Here is a 19,006-nt window from a genome sequence, read left to right as displayed (position 1 = left end):
TTTGCCACATCCATGGCGGTCATCGCCGCAACCTGGGTCTGGAATTCGAACAAGGTTTGCAGCGTGCCCTGCGCGATTTCTGGCTGGTAGGGCGTATAGGTCGTCAGGAATTCAGAGCGCTGGATCACCATGTCGACCGTAGCCGGAACATGATGCTTGTAGGCGCCCGCCCCGACAAAGAACGGACCGGACGAGGCCGACCGGTTCTTGGCCGCGAGATTCGACATGTGGCGCTCGACCGCGAGCTCCCCCTGATGGTCCGGCAAGCCTTCAATCGTGCTGCCGAGGCGCGCAGCTTCAGGTACGTCCGTGAAGAATTCATCGACTGTTTTGGCGCCGATGGTCGCCAGCATTTCTGCACGGTCTTCCGGGGTCAGGGGGAGGTATCTCATATGTGCTACTCCATCAACGCCTACAGGCCGTCACAAAATGCCTTGTAGGCATCCGCATTCATCAGCGATCCAAGTTCGCCGGCATCGGTCAGTTTCAACTTGCAAAACCAGCCTTTGTCTTCAGGGTCTTCGTTGACCGTCTCAGGTGCGTCAGCGAGGGCGGCATTGCCCTCCACGACTTCACCGCCGACGGGGGCGTATACATCCGAAGCCGCCTTGACGCTTTCGACCACTGCCATGTCGTCGCCCTTGGCGAAGCTGGCACCTGCTTCCGGCACTTCGACAAACACAACATCGCCGAGCTGCTCGGCGGCGTATTTGGTGATCCCAACCGTGGCAACACCGCCATCCACGGTGATCCATTCATGGTCTTCAGTATAGTAAGTTGTCATGCCCAATTCCCTCTCAGCGTTTGTAATTGTGTGCCACGAAAGGCAGCGCGCACACTTCTGCGGGACGCGCCTTGCCTCTCACCATCAGGTCGATTTTCGTGCCAGGCTCAGCCAGGTCTGTGCGCACATAACCCATTGCGATGGGCGCATCGACACTAGGTCCAAAGCCACCGGACGTGACAATGCCAACTGCTTCGCCACCAACTTCGATCACGGTTCCCTCGCGGGCTGGCGCGCGCTCCAGCGGCTGGATACCAACACGAACTTCAGCCGGGCCGGCGGCGAGAGCCTTCATAATACGTTCCGCCCCCGGAAAGTCAGCGCGTTCACGGCGTTTCTTCTGGATCACCCAGGCAAGGTCTGCCTCGACCGGGTCGCGGGTCGTATCCATGTCGTGGCCATAGAGGCAAAGCCCAGCCTCGAGACGCAGGGAATCCCGCGCGCCAAGACCGATCGGCTTCACCCGGTCGTCGGTCAGCATTTCCTTGACGAGCGGCAGGCCAGCCTCCGGCGAGACAAGCACTTCAAACCCATCCTCGCCCGTATAACCACAACGCGACACGATGCAGCGCGATCCATTCAGCTCGAACGGCATGTGACGCATGAATTTCAGATCTTCGCAGCCGGGGAAGAAGTCGCTCATCACATCAGCGGCCTTCGGGCCTTGCAGGGCGAACAGGATACGGTCATCGGCGCGCGTCAATACGGCCTTGCCTTCAAATGTCCGCTCAAAGAGCGCCCAGTCAGCTTCCTTCACAGCGCCGTTCACGACAATGTAGAGCGAACCTTGCGCATTTTCCCCGATCGGGCGGGTAATGATGAGGTCATCCAGAATGCCGCCCTCTTCATTGAGCAGCACAGTCAGGCGTGCCTGGCCCTCCTTGAGACTTGCAATATCTGACGGCACCAGCGTCTCGACCAGCGCGGCGATCTCGGCATGCGCGTCATCACCGCCGCCAATGCCATCGGCCAGCGACAGGAAGCATGGACCCATATGGGAGACATCAAACAGGCCCGCCTGCGTGCGCGTCCAGAGATGCTCGTCCTTGACGCCCATTGGATACTGGACCGGCATTTCATAGCCGGCGAACGGCACAAGCTTCGCGCCCAGCTCTTCGTGCAAGGCATGGAGCGGCGTGCGCTTTAAATTCTCTGTCGTCGTGTCGTCCATGACGCCCTTTCATAAGGAGACGGGGCAACCTCAAGCTGCGCATCGTCGCCCCCGCTGTCCTGGGCGCCTGAGAGATTCCGCCCGGCATGCGGGCTTGCTCCTTCGGCGAGACGGCACCATCAGCCCGTCTCTTTCCAGCGTGTTGTCTCTCTCCCGGTCCTTTTGCCTGAGCGTTTCCGGGGCGGTTGCGCCTTCGGCGGCGGGGTTGGGTACCCGCTCTCTCCCGGGAGGAGTTCGTCTATACGAGTCGAACTAGCGCGGATTCTGATGGCCAGCAAGCGCAGAGTCAGCAATCGCCTGCCCGAACGCCGACACTGCCCGGCAAACAGGCAGGCCGGCGAACAGGCAGGCCGGCGTGCATCAGACTTCCGTCGCCTTGCGCCCAAACCACCCCTGCACCATCGACCACGCATTTTTCGAGCCCGACATGGTCTGCTCTGCCGCCCAGGCCGCGCGCGAAGTAAGCCCGCCGCAACGCTTGAGCAGATCCGTCGCGACCGAGCCGGATTCCTTTTTCACGCGTGCAAGTGCTTCGGCAGAAATCGAGCGGGCCTGTCGCGCGGACCAGCCTTCAAAGGCCCGGCAGCGGCGCTTGGCGAGATACCCCATCTTCAGGGTCAGCATGGCGTTTACCGCTCCGTCCATGACCGGTCCGGCGATCAATCCGCCCATACGCCCCAACAGGCCGCCGATCACATCCCCCGTCATGTCGGTCACATCTTCCAACGCACGGCTGACCACGACGATGGCCGCCACGTCCCGAAGGATCAGTAATGTGCCGCCGAGATGTGGGCGGCCAAAATAGATCTGGGAAATCTTCGCGATCAAGTTCGCATTGCGCCACAGCACCACGAAAGCATCAACGGTGCCGTTCATGGAGAAAGCCGTGGCCACGCCGACGCCGACCGCTTCGGCATGGATCAGCTTGTCGACCTTGGCGTCGAGTTTCTTGAGATGGATTTCGATATGGCGCTTCTGGAAAGCTTCAAGGTCTGCTGCGACCGTGGCGGCCTCTGTCATGTCCGCCGCCGCGAACCGGGCCAGCAAAGCGCGCCCGGCCACCATGCCTTCCTCGATAGACGCCACGTCCTCGACCAGGAGCGGATTGCGCTTCAACATGGTGAGATATTTCAAATCGTATTTCAGGCGCTGCGACAGGAGCGATATGTCCGGGTTTTCAATGTCGAACGGCGTATGGGGCGGTTTCGCTGCGACGGGCATGGACAGGAATGACGCGAGAGGCCGCCCGACCAGCAAAAGCAACAATCCCGCCAGCAGCAGGATGAACGCGTACCCCAGCACCGGGTGTACATCGTCGAACAGGCGGTAGAACAGAAATCCCTGTCCGATCACGGTCAGGAAGGCGAGCGTCAGCAGCGCCGCTCCAGACCATTTGATGACTTTCCAGGCTTTCGACCATTGGGATGCAAACTCCCATTGGTACGCGCTGTCTGAACTGGTCTCCACCGGGACTGGCATGGTCTTGGCCATATCGGAACTCCTCTACTGACTGATCTCTCCGAAGAGGATCAGCGAGGAGTTGGGCCAAGGCAATACGTAGCTACATGCGCTCCGGAATGCGAATGCCGAGAAGGTCGAGGCCAGTTTCGAGTTGCTTGAGCACGGCGGCTGACAGGGCAAGCCGGCTGGCGCGAAGGTCAGGGTCTTCTTCGGACGCAATCGGCAGCGCAGCATAGAAGGCGCTGAACCCCTGCGCGAGATTGTAGACATGCTCGCAGAGGATGTGCGGCATACGCTTTTCACGCGCCTGCAGCAGCGTCGCCGCGAAGCCATCCAGTTGCAACACAAGCGCGCGTTCGGCGTCATGGCCGATCCGGATCTCGCCAGCCTTGTGGCCAGCCTCTTCTGCCTTGCGCAGGACCGATTTGATCCGCACGGCCGCATAGAGCAAATATGGCCCAGTCTTGCCCTCAAAGCTCGTGAAGCGGTCGAGATCAAAGACGTAGTTACTAGTCCGGGTGTTGTGCAGGTCCGAGAAGCGCAGTGCCGCCAGCGCCACCTTGGCGGCTACATCCCGGCGCTCGTCTTCCGACATGTCTTCCGGCAGCTTTCCGGCTTCCGCAATCTTCTTCTGGGCTTCTTCGAAGGCCATGGCGTTGAGGTCCGCCAGCCGAAGCACGCCGCCTTCGCGGGTCTTGAACGGCTTGCCGTCGGGACCGTTCACCGTGCCGAAGCCGATGTGTTCCATATGGCCTTCATCGATCAGGCCCAGCATTTCGGCGGCGCGGAAGACCTGTTCGAAATGCAGCGCCTGACGTTGGTCCACGACATAGAGCATCAGTTCCGGAACTGGATCCATATGCTCCATCCGGTCCTCAATCGTCGCGAGGTCGGTGGTATGATAGCCCGTGCCGCCGCGGCTGTTGACCAGCATGATCGGCGGCATGTCCTTCTTGTCGCTCTCACGCTCGATGCGAACGATCACGGCGCCGTCGTCTTCTTCGGAAAGGCCGGCGTCCTTGAACTTCTCGACGAGACCCGGGATCAAGTGATCGACATCACTCTCGCCCTTCCACAGGTCGAAATGAACGTTCAGGAATTCATAGTCGATCTTGAGCGCAGCGACCGACACATCAATGAAATGTCGCAGCAGGGCGCGATAACCTGGTCGCCCGGCCTGGAGTTCGGCCACGGCCTTCTGGCTGCGCTCATTGCGCGCCGCATCCGCCTTGGCCTTGTTGCTGGCCGCCGGGTAGAGGCGTGCGAGGTCTTCGATCGTGACGGGTGGCTGTTCCGGATACGGGCCCTCATAGACGGCGTCGAAATAGATCAGATCGGGCTGCTCGTCATACAGTTCTGTCACGAGGTGGCCCATCTGGAGCCCCCAGTCGCCGAGATGGGTGTCGCCTGTTACCTTGTCGCCGAGAAAACGGAGTAGTCGCACCAATGTGTCGCCGATCACGGCGGAGCGCAGATGTCCGACATGCATCGGCTTGGCCACGTTCGGGCCACCAAAGTCGATCACAGTGACCTTGGGGTCAGCCGCCAGTTCGCCGCCCGCCATGTCGTCCGACAGGATGCCCGCAGCACGCGCCGACATCGCCTCGTCGGAGACGCGGATATTGATGAAGCCCGGCCCGGCGACTTCTGCCGACAGGACCATGGGATGATCTTTCAGTGTCGCCGCGATCTCACCGGCAATCTCGCGCGGGTTCTTGCCGGCCGACTTGGCCGCCCCCATTGCGCCGTTACACTGGAAGTCCGCGAATTCCGGCTTGTCAGAGCGGCGCACGGCGCCCCATTTCGACTCCAGCCCCATGGCTTCAAAGGCGGCGCTGGCGGCCACCGACAGATCATTGATCAGGCTGGCCATTGGTTACTGTCCGGCATCCATGCGGAAACGCTTGCCCGCGCGGTTGAATTCCAATTGCTCCTGGGTCAGTTCGAACCCCACGACGACTTCGAAGTTCGTGCCCGAAATCGACTCATCCACACGCGGAATTTCGATTGTGCCTATGACTTCGGTTTTTCCGGTCAGGTTCTGGCCCCGGAAATTGCCCTCGGTGTTGAAGTATTTCTTTGCCAGCACCTTGCCGTTCCGGCGCGTGACCGCGACGTAGTAAGGGTAAGTGTGAGCACTGGAATCCGCTGCGGGGCCTTTGCCGAACGCGAAATCGATCTCGACTTCAGCTTCCAGTGGATTGTCCTCAACATAACGGCAGAACAGCCGTACATTGATGATTTCACCCGTGAATTCGATATTGGAATACAGCTCGCCACCACCATCAAATTCGACATAGCGCGACGAATCATAGAGGGCACCGACGGGTGGGCACGGGCCGGCATTCTGGCGCGTGTCGAAACTGTCCGCGATCTTTCCGGCACCACAGCCAGTGAGAATGACCGCGGCGAGAAGTGGGGCATATTTGATCATGCGTCGGCGTGTCCTTCTTGGCCTGATGCAAAGGCCTGTCCATCTGTTGCTGCAGATGTGTTAAAGGCCCAGACGTCTCGGCGCAACGCCCGCAGGCAGGAAGTAGGATGAAATGAACGACAGGCAGCCTCTTGTGATCCGACTTGCGGCGCCGCGCGGCTTCTGCGCTGGCGTTGATCGGGCCATCCAGATCGTCGAGGAAGCGCTCGAAAAGTGGGGCGCGCCGGTCTATGTGCGCCACGAAATCGTCCACAATGCCCATGTGGTGAGCCGACTCGAGGATCTGGGCGCTATCTTTGTCGAAGAACTGGACGAATGCCCGGAAGATCGCCCGGTGATATTCTCCGCCCATGGCGTGCCGAAATCCGTGCCGGCCGAAGCCCAGCGCCGCAACATGATCTTTGTCGACGCTACCTGCCCACTCGTCTCCAAAGTGCATGTCGAGGCTGAGCGCCATCACCGGGAAGGCCGTGAAATTGTGCTGATCGGCCATGCCGGACACCCGGAAGTGATTGGCACGATGGGCCAGTTGCCGGGTGATACCATCACCCTGATCGAGACCGTTGAAGACGTGGCGAGCTTCGCGCCGAAAAATCCGGACAATGTCGCTTTCGTGACCCAGACAACCCTCTCTGTTGACGATACAGCAGACATCGTGGCGGCGCTGCAGACGCGCTTTCCGGGCATTTCGAGCCCTCACAAGGAAGATATCTGCTACGCCACCACCAATCGTCAGGAAGCGGTGAAGTCGTTCGCGCCCGGCACAGATCTCGTTCTCGTGATCGGGGCGACCACAAGCTCGAATTCGGTTCGCCTGGTCGAAGTGGCCAAACGTGCGGGCGCCGCACGGGCAGAACTGGTCGCGAGCGCCGAGAATATCGACTGGGCCTGGTTTGAAGGTGTGAGCATACTTGGCCTGACGGCTGGAGCGAGCGCGCCGGAAGACCTGGTGCAGGGCGTGATCAATGCCTGTTCCGAGCGCTTCGATGTGTCGGTTGAAAAGGTCGAAACAGCGCGTGAAACGGTAACTTTCAAATTGCCGCGCATATTGTCCGAGCCGGCTTAGGCGTCTGCCTGCTGCCGGATATTCAAATCGCTGCAACATTCTGGCATAAGGTCGCGCATGACCTACACTGTTGCTGCCTTCTACAAATTCTTTTCCTTTCCGGACTTTGAAGCCCGCCGGGCTGCGCTGGCGGAGACGCTGTGCGGCGCGGGTGTAAAAGGCACGGTGCTGCTCGCCTCCGAGGGCGTGAATGGCACGATTGCCGGGACAGCCGAGGGCGTCGAGGCGACGCTGGCCACTTTGCGTGCCCTGCCGGGCGCGGTCGACCTTGAAGCCAAGTTCTCCGAAACCGACGAGATGCCTTTCCTGCGCCTCAAAGTGCGCCTGAAAAAGGAAATCGTGACCATGGGCATACAGGGCACAGACCCGAATGCGCTGGTCGGCACCTATGTCGAGCCAACCGAGTGGAACGACCTCATCAGCGACCCGGACACTGTGCTGATCGATACGCGCAATGATTATGAATATTCCATCGGCACGTTCGAAGGCGCGATCGATCCGGAGACAAAAACATTCCGCGAATTTCCGGACTGGTTCCGCAAGTTCCGTGAGCGGCTGGAAGCCGAAGGACGCACGCCCAAAGTTGCCATGTTCTGCACCGGCGGCATCCGCTGTGAAAAGGCGACCAGCTTTGTAAAGGCCGAAGGCATTGACGACGTGTTCCACCTGAAAGGCGGCATTCTGAAATATCTCGAGACCGTTCCGGAGACCGACAGCAAATGGCGCGGCGAATGTTTCGTCTTCGACGAACGCGTGTCGGTGCGCCATGATCTCACCCCCGGCAGCTATGATATGTGCCATGCCTGCAAACGGCCGATCACGGATGAAGACAAGGCGGAGGCCGCCTACGTGCCTGGCGTTTCCTGCCCGCACTGTATTGACGAAATGAGCGATGAACAGCGCGCACGTTTCGCCGAACGGCAGAAGCAAATCGACCTTGCCCGCAAACGAGGTCAGGAACATATGGGCCCGGAGGCGCGGCGGAGCGAAGACGCGTGAGCGCGCCAGGGCACATCCTCTATACGTTCCGGCGCTGTCCCTATGCGATGCGTGGACGAATGGGTCTGTCTATGGCAGGTCTACCGGTCCATGTTCGCGAAGTGGTGCTCCGCGACAAGCCCGCCGACATGCTGGCCGCCAGCCCCAAGGGCACGGTGCCGGTTCTGGTAACGACCTCTGGTGAGGTCGTGGACGAGAGCCTCGACGTCATGCGGTGGTCGCTGGCGCAGAATGACCCCGAGGGCTGGCTGGCGGCAGACCCGGAAACGACGGACATGTTGATCTCCCGCAATGATGGCGTGTTCAAACACGCGCTGGATCGCTATAAATACCCCAACCGGTACTCCGACGAAGATCTTGTCCCCGGCGCGGCGCGAGAGGCGGGGCTCGACATACTTCGGGACCTTAATTCAAGGCTGGAAGCACATGGCGGCCAGCTTGTGCGGCCAACGCGCAGCCTGGCCGATATGGCCATATTCCCCTTCGTCCGCCAGTATGCGCATACCGACATGGACTGGTTCCGGGCGCAGGATTTGCCTGCGCTACAGGTCTGGCTGGACGGTCACAAGCATAGCGCCCTGTTCAAGAGTGTGATGGCGAAATATGCCCAGTGGGAACCGGGCAGTGACGAGCCATTATTGCCCGCTGCCGCCTGACCACCCAAAGCTTACCGCCTACTCACAAAAACCGGTTATCTGGTCTTGCTATCACCGGCACGATCCGTCCCGATATCTTCCAGATTATAGGGCGTGGTCTGGTACATCTGATTTATCCAGTTTCCAAACAGAAGAAACGCGTGGGATCGCCAGCGATTTTTCGGCTTGCGGCTGGGGTCGTCATCCGGGAAGTAATTGGCCGGCACAGCAATCTGCTTACCTGACGCCACATCTCGGCGATACTCATTCTCCAGAGAGGTTGAGTCATATTCGATATGATTGAAGATATAAAGCCGGTTGCCGCGGGCCTCATGCAACAGGCAGAGCCCGGTCTCGTCACTCTCCATCAGGATGTTCAGACCACTGCCGGACGGAATATTTTCGCGGCGCACTTCGGTCCAGCGGGACACCGAGATCGAGAAATCATCCGAGAAGCCCGTGAGGAACGGAGATTCCGGTTTGCGGTTATGGTGACGATAGACACCAAACGCCTTCTCTTCGAGAGTATGCTTAGGCACGCCATGGAAATGATGCACGGCCGCCATGGCCCCCCAACAGATGAAGAAGCTGGAATGAACATGAGTCTCGGTCCAGTCGAGAATTTGCGTGAGTTCGTCCCAATAGGTGACGTCCTCGAACGGCAGGGTCTCAATCGGCGCACCGGTAATAATGAAGCCGTCAAACTTGCGATCCTTAACCTCATCCCAGGTATGGTAGAAGGAGATGAGGTGATCCTCCGGCGTGTTGCGCGCCACATGGCTGCCGATGCGCACCAGAGTCAACTCCACCTGCAGCGGCGTCGCGCCGACAAGGCGGGCGATCTGGGATTCAGTCTCGATCTTGTTCGGCATCAGATTGAGCAGCGCAATCCGCATCGGGCGAATATCCTGACGCGTTGCGATGGATTCATCGAGCACCTGCACGCCTTCACGCACGAGCAGGTCGCGCGCGGGCAAACCGTCAGGAATTCGAATGGGCATAGGCTCTACTCCGCTACCAGTTTCGGCCAGTCGGAATCTTGCTGTGAGCGTGTTCGGATTTCCCGCGCAGCCTTTTAGCAAGTTGTTTAACGTGGCTGCAAGCCGACCGACCAAATCACCACGGGGCCTCTACATAGGCGCCCCGTGGCGGGAGTCAATCGGTTCGCGTGAGGGGATCAGCCCGCAATCGCCGCGCGAACAGCGGCGAGCGCATCGTCGGCCTTGTCGGTATCAGGGCCGCCCGCCTGAGCCATGTCAGGCCGTCCGCCACCGCCCTTGCCACCAAGCGCCTCGCTGGCCGCCTTGACGAGATCGACCGCCGAATAGGTGTCGGTCAGGTCCTTGGTCACCCCAACGGCAACACCGGCCTTGCCATCGGCGACGCCGACAAAGGCCACGATGCCGGATCCGATCTGGGCCTTGGCCTCATCCACCAGCGTGCGCAACTCCTTGCCGCCCACACCTTCAGCAATGCGCGCCATCAGTTTCACGCCATTGATCTCTTCCGGCCCGGCCGGCGCGCCACCGCCGCCGCCCATGGCGAGCTTGCGCTTGACGTCGGCCAGTTCTTTTTCCAGCGACCTACGCTCCTCGCCGAGCGCAGCCACTCGGCGCGGGACATCCTTGAGCGGAACTTTCAAGCTCTCGGCAAGGTCTACCGCAATCTGGGCGCGTCCCTTGAGATAGGCCAGCGCCTCGGCGCCTGTTGCCGCTTCGATTCGGCGCACGCCTGCCGACACACCACTCTCTGACATGATCACGAATACGCCGATATCCCCGGCACGCTCGACATGGGTACCGCCGCACAGTTCAACTGAATAGCGCCGTGCATCGCCGGTGCCCATGGACAGCACACGGACTTCGTCGCCATACTTCTCACCGAACAATGCAAGTGCCCCCGCTTCGATGGCCTTGTCAGGTGAAGTTACCTGAATGCCCGTCGGGTGGTTTTCGCGAATCTGGGCATTGACTTCATCCTCGACCGCTTCGAGTTCTGCTGGCGTCATCGGACCATTGTGCGAAAAATCAAAACGAAAGCGATCAGCCTCGACCAGTGAGCCCTTCTGCGTGACATGTTCGCCGAGCACATTGCGCAAGGCAGCATGCATGATGTGGGTTGCCGAATGGTTGGCCATGATGGCGCGGCGACGGGCGGCATCGACATGCAGGCTGGCCGTGTCGCCGAGCCTGGCTTCGCCCGAGACAAGCTCCCCGATGTGAACGTGCAGGTCACCTGCTCGCTTCTGGACATCGCGCACGATGAAGCGCGCGCCGTTACCGAACACTATCTCACCATGGTCGCCGGCCTGACCGCCGGATTCTGCATAGAAAGGCGTTGTGTCGAAAACGAGTTCAGCCGGGCCGGCAGACAGTGCATCAACCCGTGCGCCGCCAGCAGCGATTGCGACCAGCTTGCCCTTGCCTTCGGTGCCATCATAGCCGGTGAAACTTGTGGCGCCAGCATCGTCGCGGACGCGGAACCAGATATCATCCGTTGCCTGATCTCCGGAGGAGAACCCTGCTGCGCGGCTATCCTGGCGCTGTTGCTCGAGCGCGGTTTCAAAACCATCAACATCGACGCTCATCTCCCGCCCGCGCAGGATGTCCTGCGTGAGGTCGAGTGGGAAACCATACGTGTCGGATAGTTTGAAGGCGACGTCGCCCGGCAGCGCATCGCCGGCCTTCATGTCCGCCGTTTCCTTGTCGAGCAGCGACAAGCCATTGCCCAAAGTGCGCTGGAAGCGAGCCTCTTCCTGTTCGAGGGCAGACTCAATGGCGGCCTTGGCGCGGCCAAGCTCCGGATAGGCCTTGCCCATTTCCGAGATCAGCGCCGGGGCAAGTTTGTACATCAGCGGTTCGCGCGCGCCGAGCAGGTGTCCGTGGCGCATCGCGCGGCGCATGATGCGGCGCAGGACGTATCCCCGGCCCTCATTCGACGGCAGGACGCCATCAGCAATCAGGAAGGCCGATGTGCGCAAATGGTCGGCGATGACGCGGAAGGAGGCAAGCTGGTCGCCTGCAGCCTTCGCACCATAGAGGTCTTCCTCGGCCGCGATCAGCGATTTGAAGAGATCGATGTCGTAATTGTTGTGGACGCCCTGCAGGACGGCCGAAATCCGCTCCAAACCCATGCCGGTATCAATGGAGGGCTTGGGGAGATTTTTGCGCGAGCCATCGGCCTGCTGGTCGAACTGCATGAAAACGAGGTTCCAGATTTCGATGAACCGGTCGCCATCCTCATCCGGGCTGCCGGGAGGGCCTCCGGGAACGCTTTCGCCATGATCATAGAAGATTTCGGAACACGGGCCGCACGGACCGGTGTCACCCATGGACCAGAAATTGTCCGATGTGCCGATCCGGATGATCCGGGAATCCTCGAGGCCGGCGATCTTTTTCCAGAGCGCTGCGGCTTCATCGTCTTCGGCATAGACCGTGACGAGGAGTTTTTTCGGGTCGAGCGCGAATTCCTTGGTGCACAGCTCCCAACCGAATTCGATTGCGTCTTCCTTGAAATAGTCGCCGAAGGAAAAATTCCCGAGCATTTCGAAAAAGGTATGGTGGCGGGCCGTGTAGCCGACATTGTCGAGGTCATTGTGCTTGCCGCCGGCGCGAACGCATTTCTGAGATGTCGTCGCGCGCGGGCCGGGGGGCGTCTCGGCACCGGTAAAGATGTTCTTGAACGGCACCATACCAGCATTGACGAAGAGCAGGGTGGGATCGTTCTGCGGGATGAGCGGCGCAGATGCCTGACGCAGGTGCCCTCGCTTCTCGAAGAAGGAAAGAAAGGTCTCGCGAATCTCGTTTACGCCGGTCATGGGCAGCTCTGTGTCCTTGCGATCAGTGTTGCGGCCGAGTCAATCGACGCACTTATTACACCGGCGATATAAAGGTCCCTTTGCGGCACGCCAAGCGGGGTGCGCCACAAAGGGACAGTTCTCTGGAGAGAGAGAGAGGGTATTTCTGGCCCTGAAATGTGTATTTCAGGACCAGAAATCCTGTGGATCAGCCTTCTGCGGCGTCTGGCAGATCGTCTTCCTGTTCGGATTCCATGCCGGCATTCAGCAATTCATCCGCCAGAAGGCCTGCATTGCGCCGGATCGCATCCTCGATCTCGTCGGCGATGGCCGGGTTTTCCTTCAGGAAGTTACGGGTCTTCTCGCGGCCCTGCCCCATGCGCTCTCCCTTGTAGGAGTACCAGGAGCCAGCCTTTTCAACGACTTCAGCCTTCACGCCAAGATCAATGAGTTCACCCGTCTTGGAAATGCCTTCGCCATAAAGAATGTCAAATTCGACTTGGCGGAAGGGCGGCGCAACCTTGTTCTTGACTACTTTGACGCGTGTCTGGTTGCCGATCACTTCGTCCCGGTCCTTGATCGCGCCAATGCGGCGGATGTCGAGCCGGACCGAGGCGTAGAATTTCAGGGCGTTCCCGCCGGTCGTGGTCTCCGGGCTGCCGAACATGACGCCGATCTTCATGCGGATCTGGTTGATGAAGATCACCATACATTTGGATTTGGAGATCGAGCCGGTCAGCTTGCGCAGCGCCTGACTCATCAGGCGGGCCTGCAGACCTGGCAAAGAGTCGCCCATCTCGCCTTCGAGTTCAGCGCGTGGCGTGAGGGCCGCCACCGAGTCAATGACCAGTAGATCAACCGCGCCGGAACGGACCAGCGTGTCAGCGATTTCGAGCGCTTGTTCACCCGTGTCCGGCTGGGAGATCAGAAGGTCATCAAGGTCCACACCGAGCTTGCCCGCATAGAGCGGATCCAGCGCGTGTTCGGCGTCGATGAAGGCACAGACGCCGCCATTCTTCTGGGCTTCTGCCACGCTGTGCAGGGCCAGCGTCGTCTTGCCCGAGCTTTCCGGACCATAGATTTCGATGATACGGCCCTTGGGCAGGCCGCCAATGCCGAGCGCAATGTCGAGGCCGAGCGAACCGGTGGGCACCGCTTCGACATCCATTACCTTCTTGTCGCCAAGGCGCATGACCGAGCCCTTGCCGAAGGACCGCTCAATATTGCCCAAAGCTGTTTCAAGAGCTTTCTGCTTGTCCACGCCTGATTCCTTGTCCACGAGTTGTAGCGCCGCTTTGGCCATGAGTCGTCTCCTTAGGTCTACCATGGGGCCGCATTTGGCAAGGCCCCCGTTTGCCGTTGCTGAGTCGGATGTACCATATTTGTTCTGCGGAACAAAGGGGAAACTTCCTGCGCGCTACATCTTTTCTTTTGGTGCTGTTTCAGGCATGGTCGCGCATATGCTTGACCGATCCAGCCGCCCCGCCGGCGAAGCCCGCCTTCGCTATCTCGACGCCGACATCGAAATGATCGCGCCGGGAGACTATGTCACCTGCGCGGTGACCGGCCGGAAGATCCCGCTCCAGGCCCTACGCTATTGGAGCGTGGACCTGCAGGAAGCCTACTGGGATGCCGAGGCGGCGAGCCAGCGCATGGTCAAGGCTGGTCACTGATGCGCCGCGCGCTGCTGACGGGACTGGCAACATTTGTGGTGGCGTGTGCAGCGGCAGAGTCTCCTGCGCCAACGCCTGCGCCTGACATGGCACCTGTTCCTGCTGCGCCAGCCCCGGTGGCTGAGCCTGAAATTGAGACAGAGACACCTGTTCAGGTCATCGCGCCGACATGTGACGGCGTTCTGGTACAGGGCGGGCTGGTGATTTGTTCAGCCGAACCGGGCAGTACGTTCACGGTCGCGGGAACAAAGCTGACTGTCAGCGAAATGGGCACGGCGCAGTTCGGGCTCAGCACGCGCGCGCCGAGTGTTGTCGGCTGGTCGCATGACAGCGGCGCATTCGGGGATCTCCAGATTGCCGAGCGCCAGGATGAATACCGCGAAATTTCGGGCTTTGACTGCGACAAGGTCGATGCCCGCTCGGCTGAACAGAAGGCACATGCCTCGCGCAGCTGGGTGAAGAAGCAGGACTCGTTTGCCAGCTTCAATCCCGGCCCCGGCGCGCTGGAAGGTTTTGTGAAACCGGCCGATGCGCCAACCTCGTCGCCCTTTGGGCCGACGCGGAAATATACCGGCGTCTCGAAAGTGACCGGCGAGCCGTGCGAGAGCACATCGGTGCATCGCGGCTATGACATGGCCGCGCCGGTGGGCACCGAGGTTCGCGCGCCCGCGCCGGGCGTGGTGATCCTGGCCGATCCGGATCTCTATTATGAAGGCGGCACCGTGTTCCTGGACCATGGCCATGGCCTGGTCTCGGTGTTCATGCATCTGTCAGCGGTCGATGTGGCGGCGGGCGATGAGGTCGACACGGGCGACTTGTTGGCCAAGACCGGCAATACCGGCCGCACGACCGGGCCGCACCTGCATTGGGCGGTGAAGTGGCGCAATCCCGAAGCGCGCAGCCGGGACGGCGATTTCTATATCGACCCGGCCTTGTTGCTGGAGTTACAGCCCGCGCCTTAATCCTAAATGATGAATCAAGGTTACCGCAGGCTTGCCCGCGCCTGCGCAATTGCGCCCTTTGCGGAAACGCGCCCTTCAGACCTGTGGCGCATAATTCACCCGTAGCGCGAACACACACCCCTCTCCCGGATTCGCGCTGCGCCCCCCGGGTCTGCGGAACCTGTAATATCTGCAGCACACCGAACCTGAATGGGCGGTACCCATCAATTGCACCCAGCCGCCCATGGCTCCGCTCGCCCTTAGCCCCTCCCAAGGCGCGGGTGGGCGGAGATTGCAGCCTCCCCCGATGTCCAGATTTTAACGAATGGCCGCCCCGGTCAGGCCGGGGCCAGCCCTGCTCCGGCGGGCCGCGCGGGCGGGTCCGTGGCCGTATCGGCCCAATGGCAGAACTGCCAGAAATCCCAGAGTTTTCGCTGCAGCGTGTCGCGCCTCAGCCGGTCTTTCACATAGCCCGGCGGGCGGCCCATGCGCAGCGGATGCATGCGCCCGCGCTTGCCGGCCTGAAGCTCGGCCCGGCGACGCGCCTGCCACAGCGCCATGCGCCGCGCCTCGGCGGCGGGGTCAGCGCAACTTGTGGTGAGCCGCTCCAGCCGCGCCAGCAGCGGCGCGGGGTCCAGCGTTTCGGGCGGGCCTTCGGGCTCTGGCGCGCGGGGCATGCCCAGCATCCAGATCGAGGGGCGAGGCCCGTATCTTGCCGGGGGCGTTTCAAGCGGCTCCAACGGCGGAAAATAGAGCGTCAGCGTGTCGAGCATGGCGAGCTTGCGCGCCGGGGCCTGCCGCGCGGGGCCGGTCTGGCTGGTCCGTAAAGTGTCCATAACTGGTCCAGATGAGTCCATAGCCGATGCGCGCGGCGCTGACGGGGTCCAGCTGACCTCCAGTTCCAGCGACATGAGATAGAGCATGCGGCGCACCAGAGATTCCAGGGCGCGCAGCGTACGGAGCGATGCATAATAGACCGCGCGCGGCACGGCGCCCTCGCCTGGCGCGGTGAGCGCGCCGCGCACTTCCGCCATCAGCCCGGCCACAAAAGGCCAGCCCGTCTCCAGCGCGCGTTTGATGAGGGAGTCCCGGTCGAACATGCCCGCAAGGATACGGGAGGGTTCAGAGGGGTGGGATAAGATTTATTTTGTTCGTCTTATAAGGCCGACGCAGGTTTTAGTGACTACAGAAGCACCTCAAGTCGCTAGTACCATAAATGAAAGATTCGATTTCCTATATCGGCAAATACTCCATGGAGGGGCTAGAAGTGGACAATTTGGAAGGCCAGTGGATTGGAACGCTTGACGGCGAGATTGGAGGTTTAGCGATTCTCGATCTTGACGTAGTCGGTGAACAGTACTGGGGCACCGGAATGCTGTTCCCAAACGGCGCTGGTATTCCCGGCACACTCGCAGTCATAAGAACCTCTAAACAACAATTCTCACGATTTGAAGCTCCGACTTTAGCCCTGACTACAACGGGCGAACCGGTAATAGCCCAAGATGTCCCAAGAGTTTTTCCGGGCTACCAGCACGGAACTTCGACCACCTTACAATGCCAAACACAAGAAGATGGTCGCCTACGTATAAATTACCATACAAACATCGGAACGATTGGATCAGGACATCTCGTAAAAAGCCGAAGCACAATTCCATCATCATACGACCCTGAATCTGAAGTTAGTGACTGGGGCTCCTTTAAGGAATTTGTTTCCACGTCCGATGTCTCTAAACACATTTATAGGGGGCAACCAGGAGCGTGGAAGTTAAGAACCTCTTTTCACCGGACTAGCAGAACAGATTTGTCGCGCTATATGGATGAAGATGCACGAATATTACGAAGGCACTTGTCACCAATAGTGGAGAACAAGTTTGATTTTGGAAACCCTGATGGTTTAGGAGAATTTTTTCATCTAGTTCAGCATCACGGCTTCCCTACTCCTTTGCTCGATTGGACTGAGTCCCCATACGTCGCAGCCTATTTCGCCTTTCGTAATCCGTTCTCTGACGACACAGGAAGCGTACGAATATTCGAATTCGCCAGAAAGGCTTGGGAGGATAATCCCCGTACTCCCAAAGATAATCACGTAAGTCGTGTCAAACCCCATGTGACTATTTTAGACTTGGCTGGCCCCTTAAATCATCGGACCTTGCCTCAGCAAGCCGTATCGATGCTGACCAATATCGACGACATTGAGCATTTCGTCTCTTTCCATGAATTGCAGCAAAATGAAAAATACTTGAAAGCCATAGATATTCCTAAGAGCGAGAGAAGTACCGTTCTACGCGACTTACGTACAATGGGAATCACTGCGTCGTCTCTCTTTCCGGGACTGGATGGAAGCTGTGAAGCCTTGAGGCAACTACGTTTTGATGACTAAACTCGAACGATGACTCCACAGTCTAAAGTATGCTCAATACCGAAAATTTGATGGCGGGTCTTGACCCGCCCTACGGGGGTTTTGGTTTTTGTAGGGCGGGTTAGTGGAGCGTAACCCGCCATTACCCAGATCTCCATGCTTTTCCATAATCGCGTTTGAAGCGATGCCATGTCGAGAAGGGCCATTTGTCCGCTTCATCGACATAGCCGTGCTTCACCGGATTGTGGTGAATGTAATTCACGTGCGCCTCATAATCCTTTTCATCCCGGATCGCATGCTCCCAGAACCTCTGTTGCCAGATATTCCGTTCACCCTTCCGGCCCTCGCCCTTTATGGTCTCCGGCAGGCATTTGGTGAACCCTGCCTTGATGAGGCGTATGCGGGTTGAATAATCGTGGTCACCTTCCGGCAAGGTCATCATGAAATGTGTATGGTCTGGCAGCACGACCGCAGCAGGCGTCTCGAACGGGCGACGTGCGCGCACGTCTCGCCAGCTTTGGCGGAGCGCCTCAATGTTTGCTGTCAGCACATCCGAGGTACGGTTCTTGAGCGTGACCGTGAAGAAGAAGGTGCCACCCGGAATATAGAGACGTCTATAATCCGGCATGGCGTTTCTCCTTGGCGCCTTTGTTTGGCGGGTCTTGACCCGCCCTACGGGACGAGCACCGTCGCCCCGGTCGTGGTGCCGCTCTCGATCGCTTCGTGGGCTTTGGCCGCCTCTGAGAGCGGGAAGCGCTGGCCGATGTCGGCGTTTATTGTGCCGGACTTCAGGGCGCTGAAGAGGAGGCTGGCGCCGCGGGCGAGGCTGTCCGCATCCGGAATGAAATGGAACAGGGTGGGCCGGGTCATGACCAGTGAGCCGCCCTGGGCCAGACGGCCGGGCGGGATCGGCTCAACCGGGCCGGAGGCGTTGCCATACGTGACGAACCAGCCCGCAGGCCGCAGGCTGTTCAGGCTTTCCTCGGCGCTGATGCGGCCAACACTGTCATAGGCAACATCGACGCCGCGCCCGCCGGTCAATTCCTTCACCCTGTCCGCGACGCCCTCATAGCCAATGATCACGTCTGACGCGCCGAGCGCCTTTGCCTTTTCGGCCTTGGCCTCAGTGGAGGTGACGGCAATGACGCGCGCGCCAAGGCTGGCGGCCCATGGCACGAGCAGGCTGCCGACACCGCCGACGGGCGCCCAGACGAGAATCGTCTCCCCGGCCTGAAGCGGGCGGACCTCGAACAACAGCGCCCAGGCGGTGAGGCCTTTCAACAGGACGGCGGCGGCATCCTGCGGGCGGATGTCATCCGGCAGGAGCAACATGCGGTCGGCCGGGCCGGTGAAATGGCTGGCATAGGTGCCGCTGCCCAGATAGGCGACCTTGTCGCCGGGCTTCAGATGGGTGACGCCCTCGCCGACTTCCTGAACCGCGCCGGCGCCCTCCTGGCCGGGCGTGAAAGGAAAGCGCACAGGATAGAGGCCGGTGCGGTGATACGTGTCGATGAAGTTGAGGCCCGCCGCGCTCTGGCGCACGGTGATCTCACCGGGGCCGGGCTTGCGGGGGATGAAATCCTCGACCTTGAGCACGTCTGGCCCGCCGGTCTCATGCATCTGGATGCGGTATGGCTGTGTCATGTGTGCAGTAGAAACCCGGAGCGCCAGCCTCCTCTTCAGCGCC

17 protein-coding genes, 1 pseudogene and 2 riboswitches are annotated in these 19,006 nt (G+C 60.1%); of the genes and pseudogenes, 6 read left to right on the top strand and 12 right to left on the bottom strand.

Annotated elements, in window-relative coordinates:
* The 6 genes and pseudogenes from B4F73_RS15155 to B4F73_RS15130 all read right to left on the bottom strand — a co-directional run.
* A pseudogene (locus tag B4F73_RS15155) lies at positions 1-392 on the bottom strand (glycine dehydrogenase); the annotation flags it as partial.
* Positions 393-412: 20 nt separating this feature from the next.
* Entirely contained in the window at positions 413-784 is a 372-nt protein-coding gene (gene gcvH / locus B4F73_RS15150) for a glycine cleavage system protein GcvH (protein WP_290483683.1), read from the bottom strand.
* Between the two features lie 13 nt (positions 785-797).
* Positions 798-1,955 carry a glycine cleavage system aminomethyltransferase GcvT gene (gene gcvT, locus B4F73_RS15145; RefSeq protein WP_290479027.1) on the bottom strand — a complete coding sequence of 386 codons (1,158 nt, stop codon included), beginning with the start codon at positions 1,953-1,955 and terminating at the stop codon, positions 798-800.
* Positions 1,956-2,099: 144 nt separating this feature from the next.
* Positions 2,100-2,191, bottom strand: a riboswitch (glycine riboswitch).
* Between the two features lie 124 nt (positions 2,192-2,315).
* Entirely contained in the window at positions 2,316-3,446 is a 1,131-nt protein-coding gene (locus B4F73_RS15140; protein ID WP_290481621.1) for a DUF697 domain-containing protein, read from the bottom strand.
* Between the two features lie 70 nt (positions 3,447-3,516).
* A complete protein-coding gene (gene argS / locus B4F73_RS15135; protein WP_290479029.1) occupies positions 3,517-5,289 on the bottom strand; it encodes an arginine--tRNA ligase in 1,773 nt (590 codons plus the stop codon).
* A 3-nt stretch (positions 5,290-5,292) separates the two neighbouring features.
* Positions 5,293-5,850 (bottom strand): hypothetical protein, encoded by a 558-nt coding sequence (locus tag B4F73_RS15130; protein ID WP_290483682.1) that lies wholly within the window; start codon positions 5,848-5,850, stop codon positions 5,293-5,295.
* A 112-nt stretch (positions 5,851-5,962) separates the two neighbouring features.
* On the opposite strand from B4F73_RS15130, the gene ispH reads away from it, so the two are divergent.
* From ispH to B4F73_RS15115, 3 genes are read left to right on the top strand one after another with little or no spacing between them, the layout of a single operon-like run.
* Positions 5,963-6,916, top strand: coding sequence for a 4-hydroxy-3-methylbut-2-enyl diphosphate reductase (gene ispH / locus B4F73_RS15125; protein WP_290483681.1), 954 nt, complete (start codon positions 5,963-5,965; stop codon positions 6,914-6,916).
* A 57-nt stretch (positions 6,917-6,973) separates the two neighbouring features.
* Positions 6,974-7,915, top strand: coding sequence for a rhodanese-related sulfurtransferase (locus B4F73_RS15120; protein ID WP_290479031.1), 942 nt, complete (start codon positions 6,974-6,976; stop codon positions 7,913-7,915).
* Entirely contained in the window at positions 7,912-8,571 is a 660-nt protein-coding gene (locus tag B4F73_RS15115) for a glutathione S-transferase (RefSeq protein ID WP_290479032.1), read from the top strand. The genes B4F73_RS15120 and B4F73_RS15115 overlap by 4 nt, the downstream gene beginning before the upstream one ends.
* A 35-nt stretch (positions 8,572-8,606) precedes the next feature.
* Here B4F73_RS15115 and metA read toward each other — a convergent pair whose 3' ends face one another.
* From metA to recA, 3 genes are all read right to left on the bottom strand, one after another.
* Positions 8,607-9,551 (bottom strand): homoserine O-acetyltransferase MetA, encoded by a 945-nt coding sequence (gene metA / locus B4F73_RS15110; RefSeq protein ID WP_290481623.1) that lies wholly within the window; start codon positions 9,549-9,551, stop codon positions 8,607-8,609.
* Between the two features lie 54 nt (positions 9,552-9,605).
* A riboswitch (SAM riboswitch) is annotated at positions 9,606-9,683 on the bottom strand.
* Between the two features lie 44 nt (positions 9,684-9,727).
* The gene (gene alaS / locus B4F73_RS15105) at positions 9,728-12,367 is read right to left on the bottom strand and encodes an alanine--tRNA ligase (protein ID WP_290483680.1); all 2,640 of its coding nucleotides are present in this window, start codon (positions 12,365-12,367) and stop codon (positions 9,728-9,730) included.
* A gap of 187 nt (positions 12,368-12,554) precedes the next feature.
* Positions 12,555-13,649 carry a recombinase RecA gene (gene recA / locus B4F73_RS15100; RefSeq protein WP_290483679.1) on the bottom strand — a complete coding sequence of 365 codons (1,095 nt, stop codon included), beginning with the start codon at positions 13,647-13,649 and terminating at the stop codon, positions 12,555-12,557.
* Between the two features lie 157 nt (positions 13,650-13,806).
* Between recA and B4F73_RS15095 the strand changes: the two genes are divergently transcribed.
* Positions 13,807-14,019, top strand: coding sequence for a DUF2093 domain-containing protein (locus tag B4F73_RS15095; RefSeq protein ID WP_206992585.1), 213 nt, complete (start codon positions 13,807-13,809; stop codon positions 14,017-14,019).
* Positions 14,019-14,981 carry a M23 family metallopeptidase gene (locus B4F73_RS15090; protein WP_290483678.1) on the top strand — a complete coding sequence of 321 codons (963 nt, stop codon included), beginning with the start codon at positions 14,019-14,021 and terminating at the stop codon, positions 14,979-14,981. Before B4F73_RS15095 ends, B4F73_RS15090 begins: the two co-directional genes overlap by 1 nt.
* Before the next feature lie 317 nt (positions 14,982-15,298).
* On the opposite strand, the gene B4F73_RS15085 is transcribed toward B4F73_RS15090, so the two are convergent.
* On the bottom strand, positions 15,299-16,060 hold the full coding sequence (locus tag B4F73_RS15085) for a hypothetical protein (protein ID WP_290483677.1): 762 nt from the start codon (positions 16,058-16,060) through the stop codon (positions 15,299-15,301).
* 116 nt (positions 16,061-16,176) lie between these two features.
* Between B4F73_RS15085 and B4F73_RS15080 the strand changes: the two genes are divergently transcribed.
* A complete protein-coding gene (locus B4F73_RS15080) occupies positions 16,177-17,340 on the top strand; it encodes an FRG domain-containing protein (RefSeq protein ID WP_290483676.1) in 1,164 nt (387 codons plus the stop codon).
* A gap of 121 nt (positions 17,341-17,461) precedes the next feature.
* Here B4F73_RS15080 and B4F73_RS15075 read toward each other — a convergent pair whose 3' ends face one another.
* Both B4F73_RS15075 and B4F73_RS15070 read right to left on the bottom strand, forming a co-directional pair.
* Positions 17,462-17,947 carry an REP-associated tyrosine transposase gene (locus tag B4F73_RS15075; protein ID WP_290483675.1) on the bottom strand — a complete coding sequence of 162 codons (486 nt, stop codon included), beginning with the start codon at positions 17,945-17,947 and terminating at the stop codon, positions 17,462-17,464.
* Between the two features lie 44 nt (positions 17,948-17,991).
* Positions 17,992-18,963, bottom strand: a complete 972-nt coding sequence (locus B4F73_RS15070) for a quinone oxidoreductase (protein WP_349679579.1) — start codon at positions 18,961-18,963, stop codon at positions 17,992-17,994.
* Between the last annotated feature and the right edge of the window lie 43 nt (positions 18,964-19,006).

Source organism: Hyphomonas sp. UBA3601 (assembly GCF_002375605.1).
Classification (GTDB): Bacteria; Pseudomonadota; Alphaproteobacteria; order Caulobacterales; family Hyphomonadaceae; genus Hyphomonas.
This window is presented reverse-complemented; position numbering and strand designations above follow the sequence as displayed.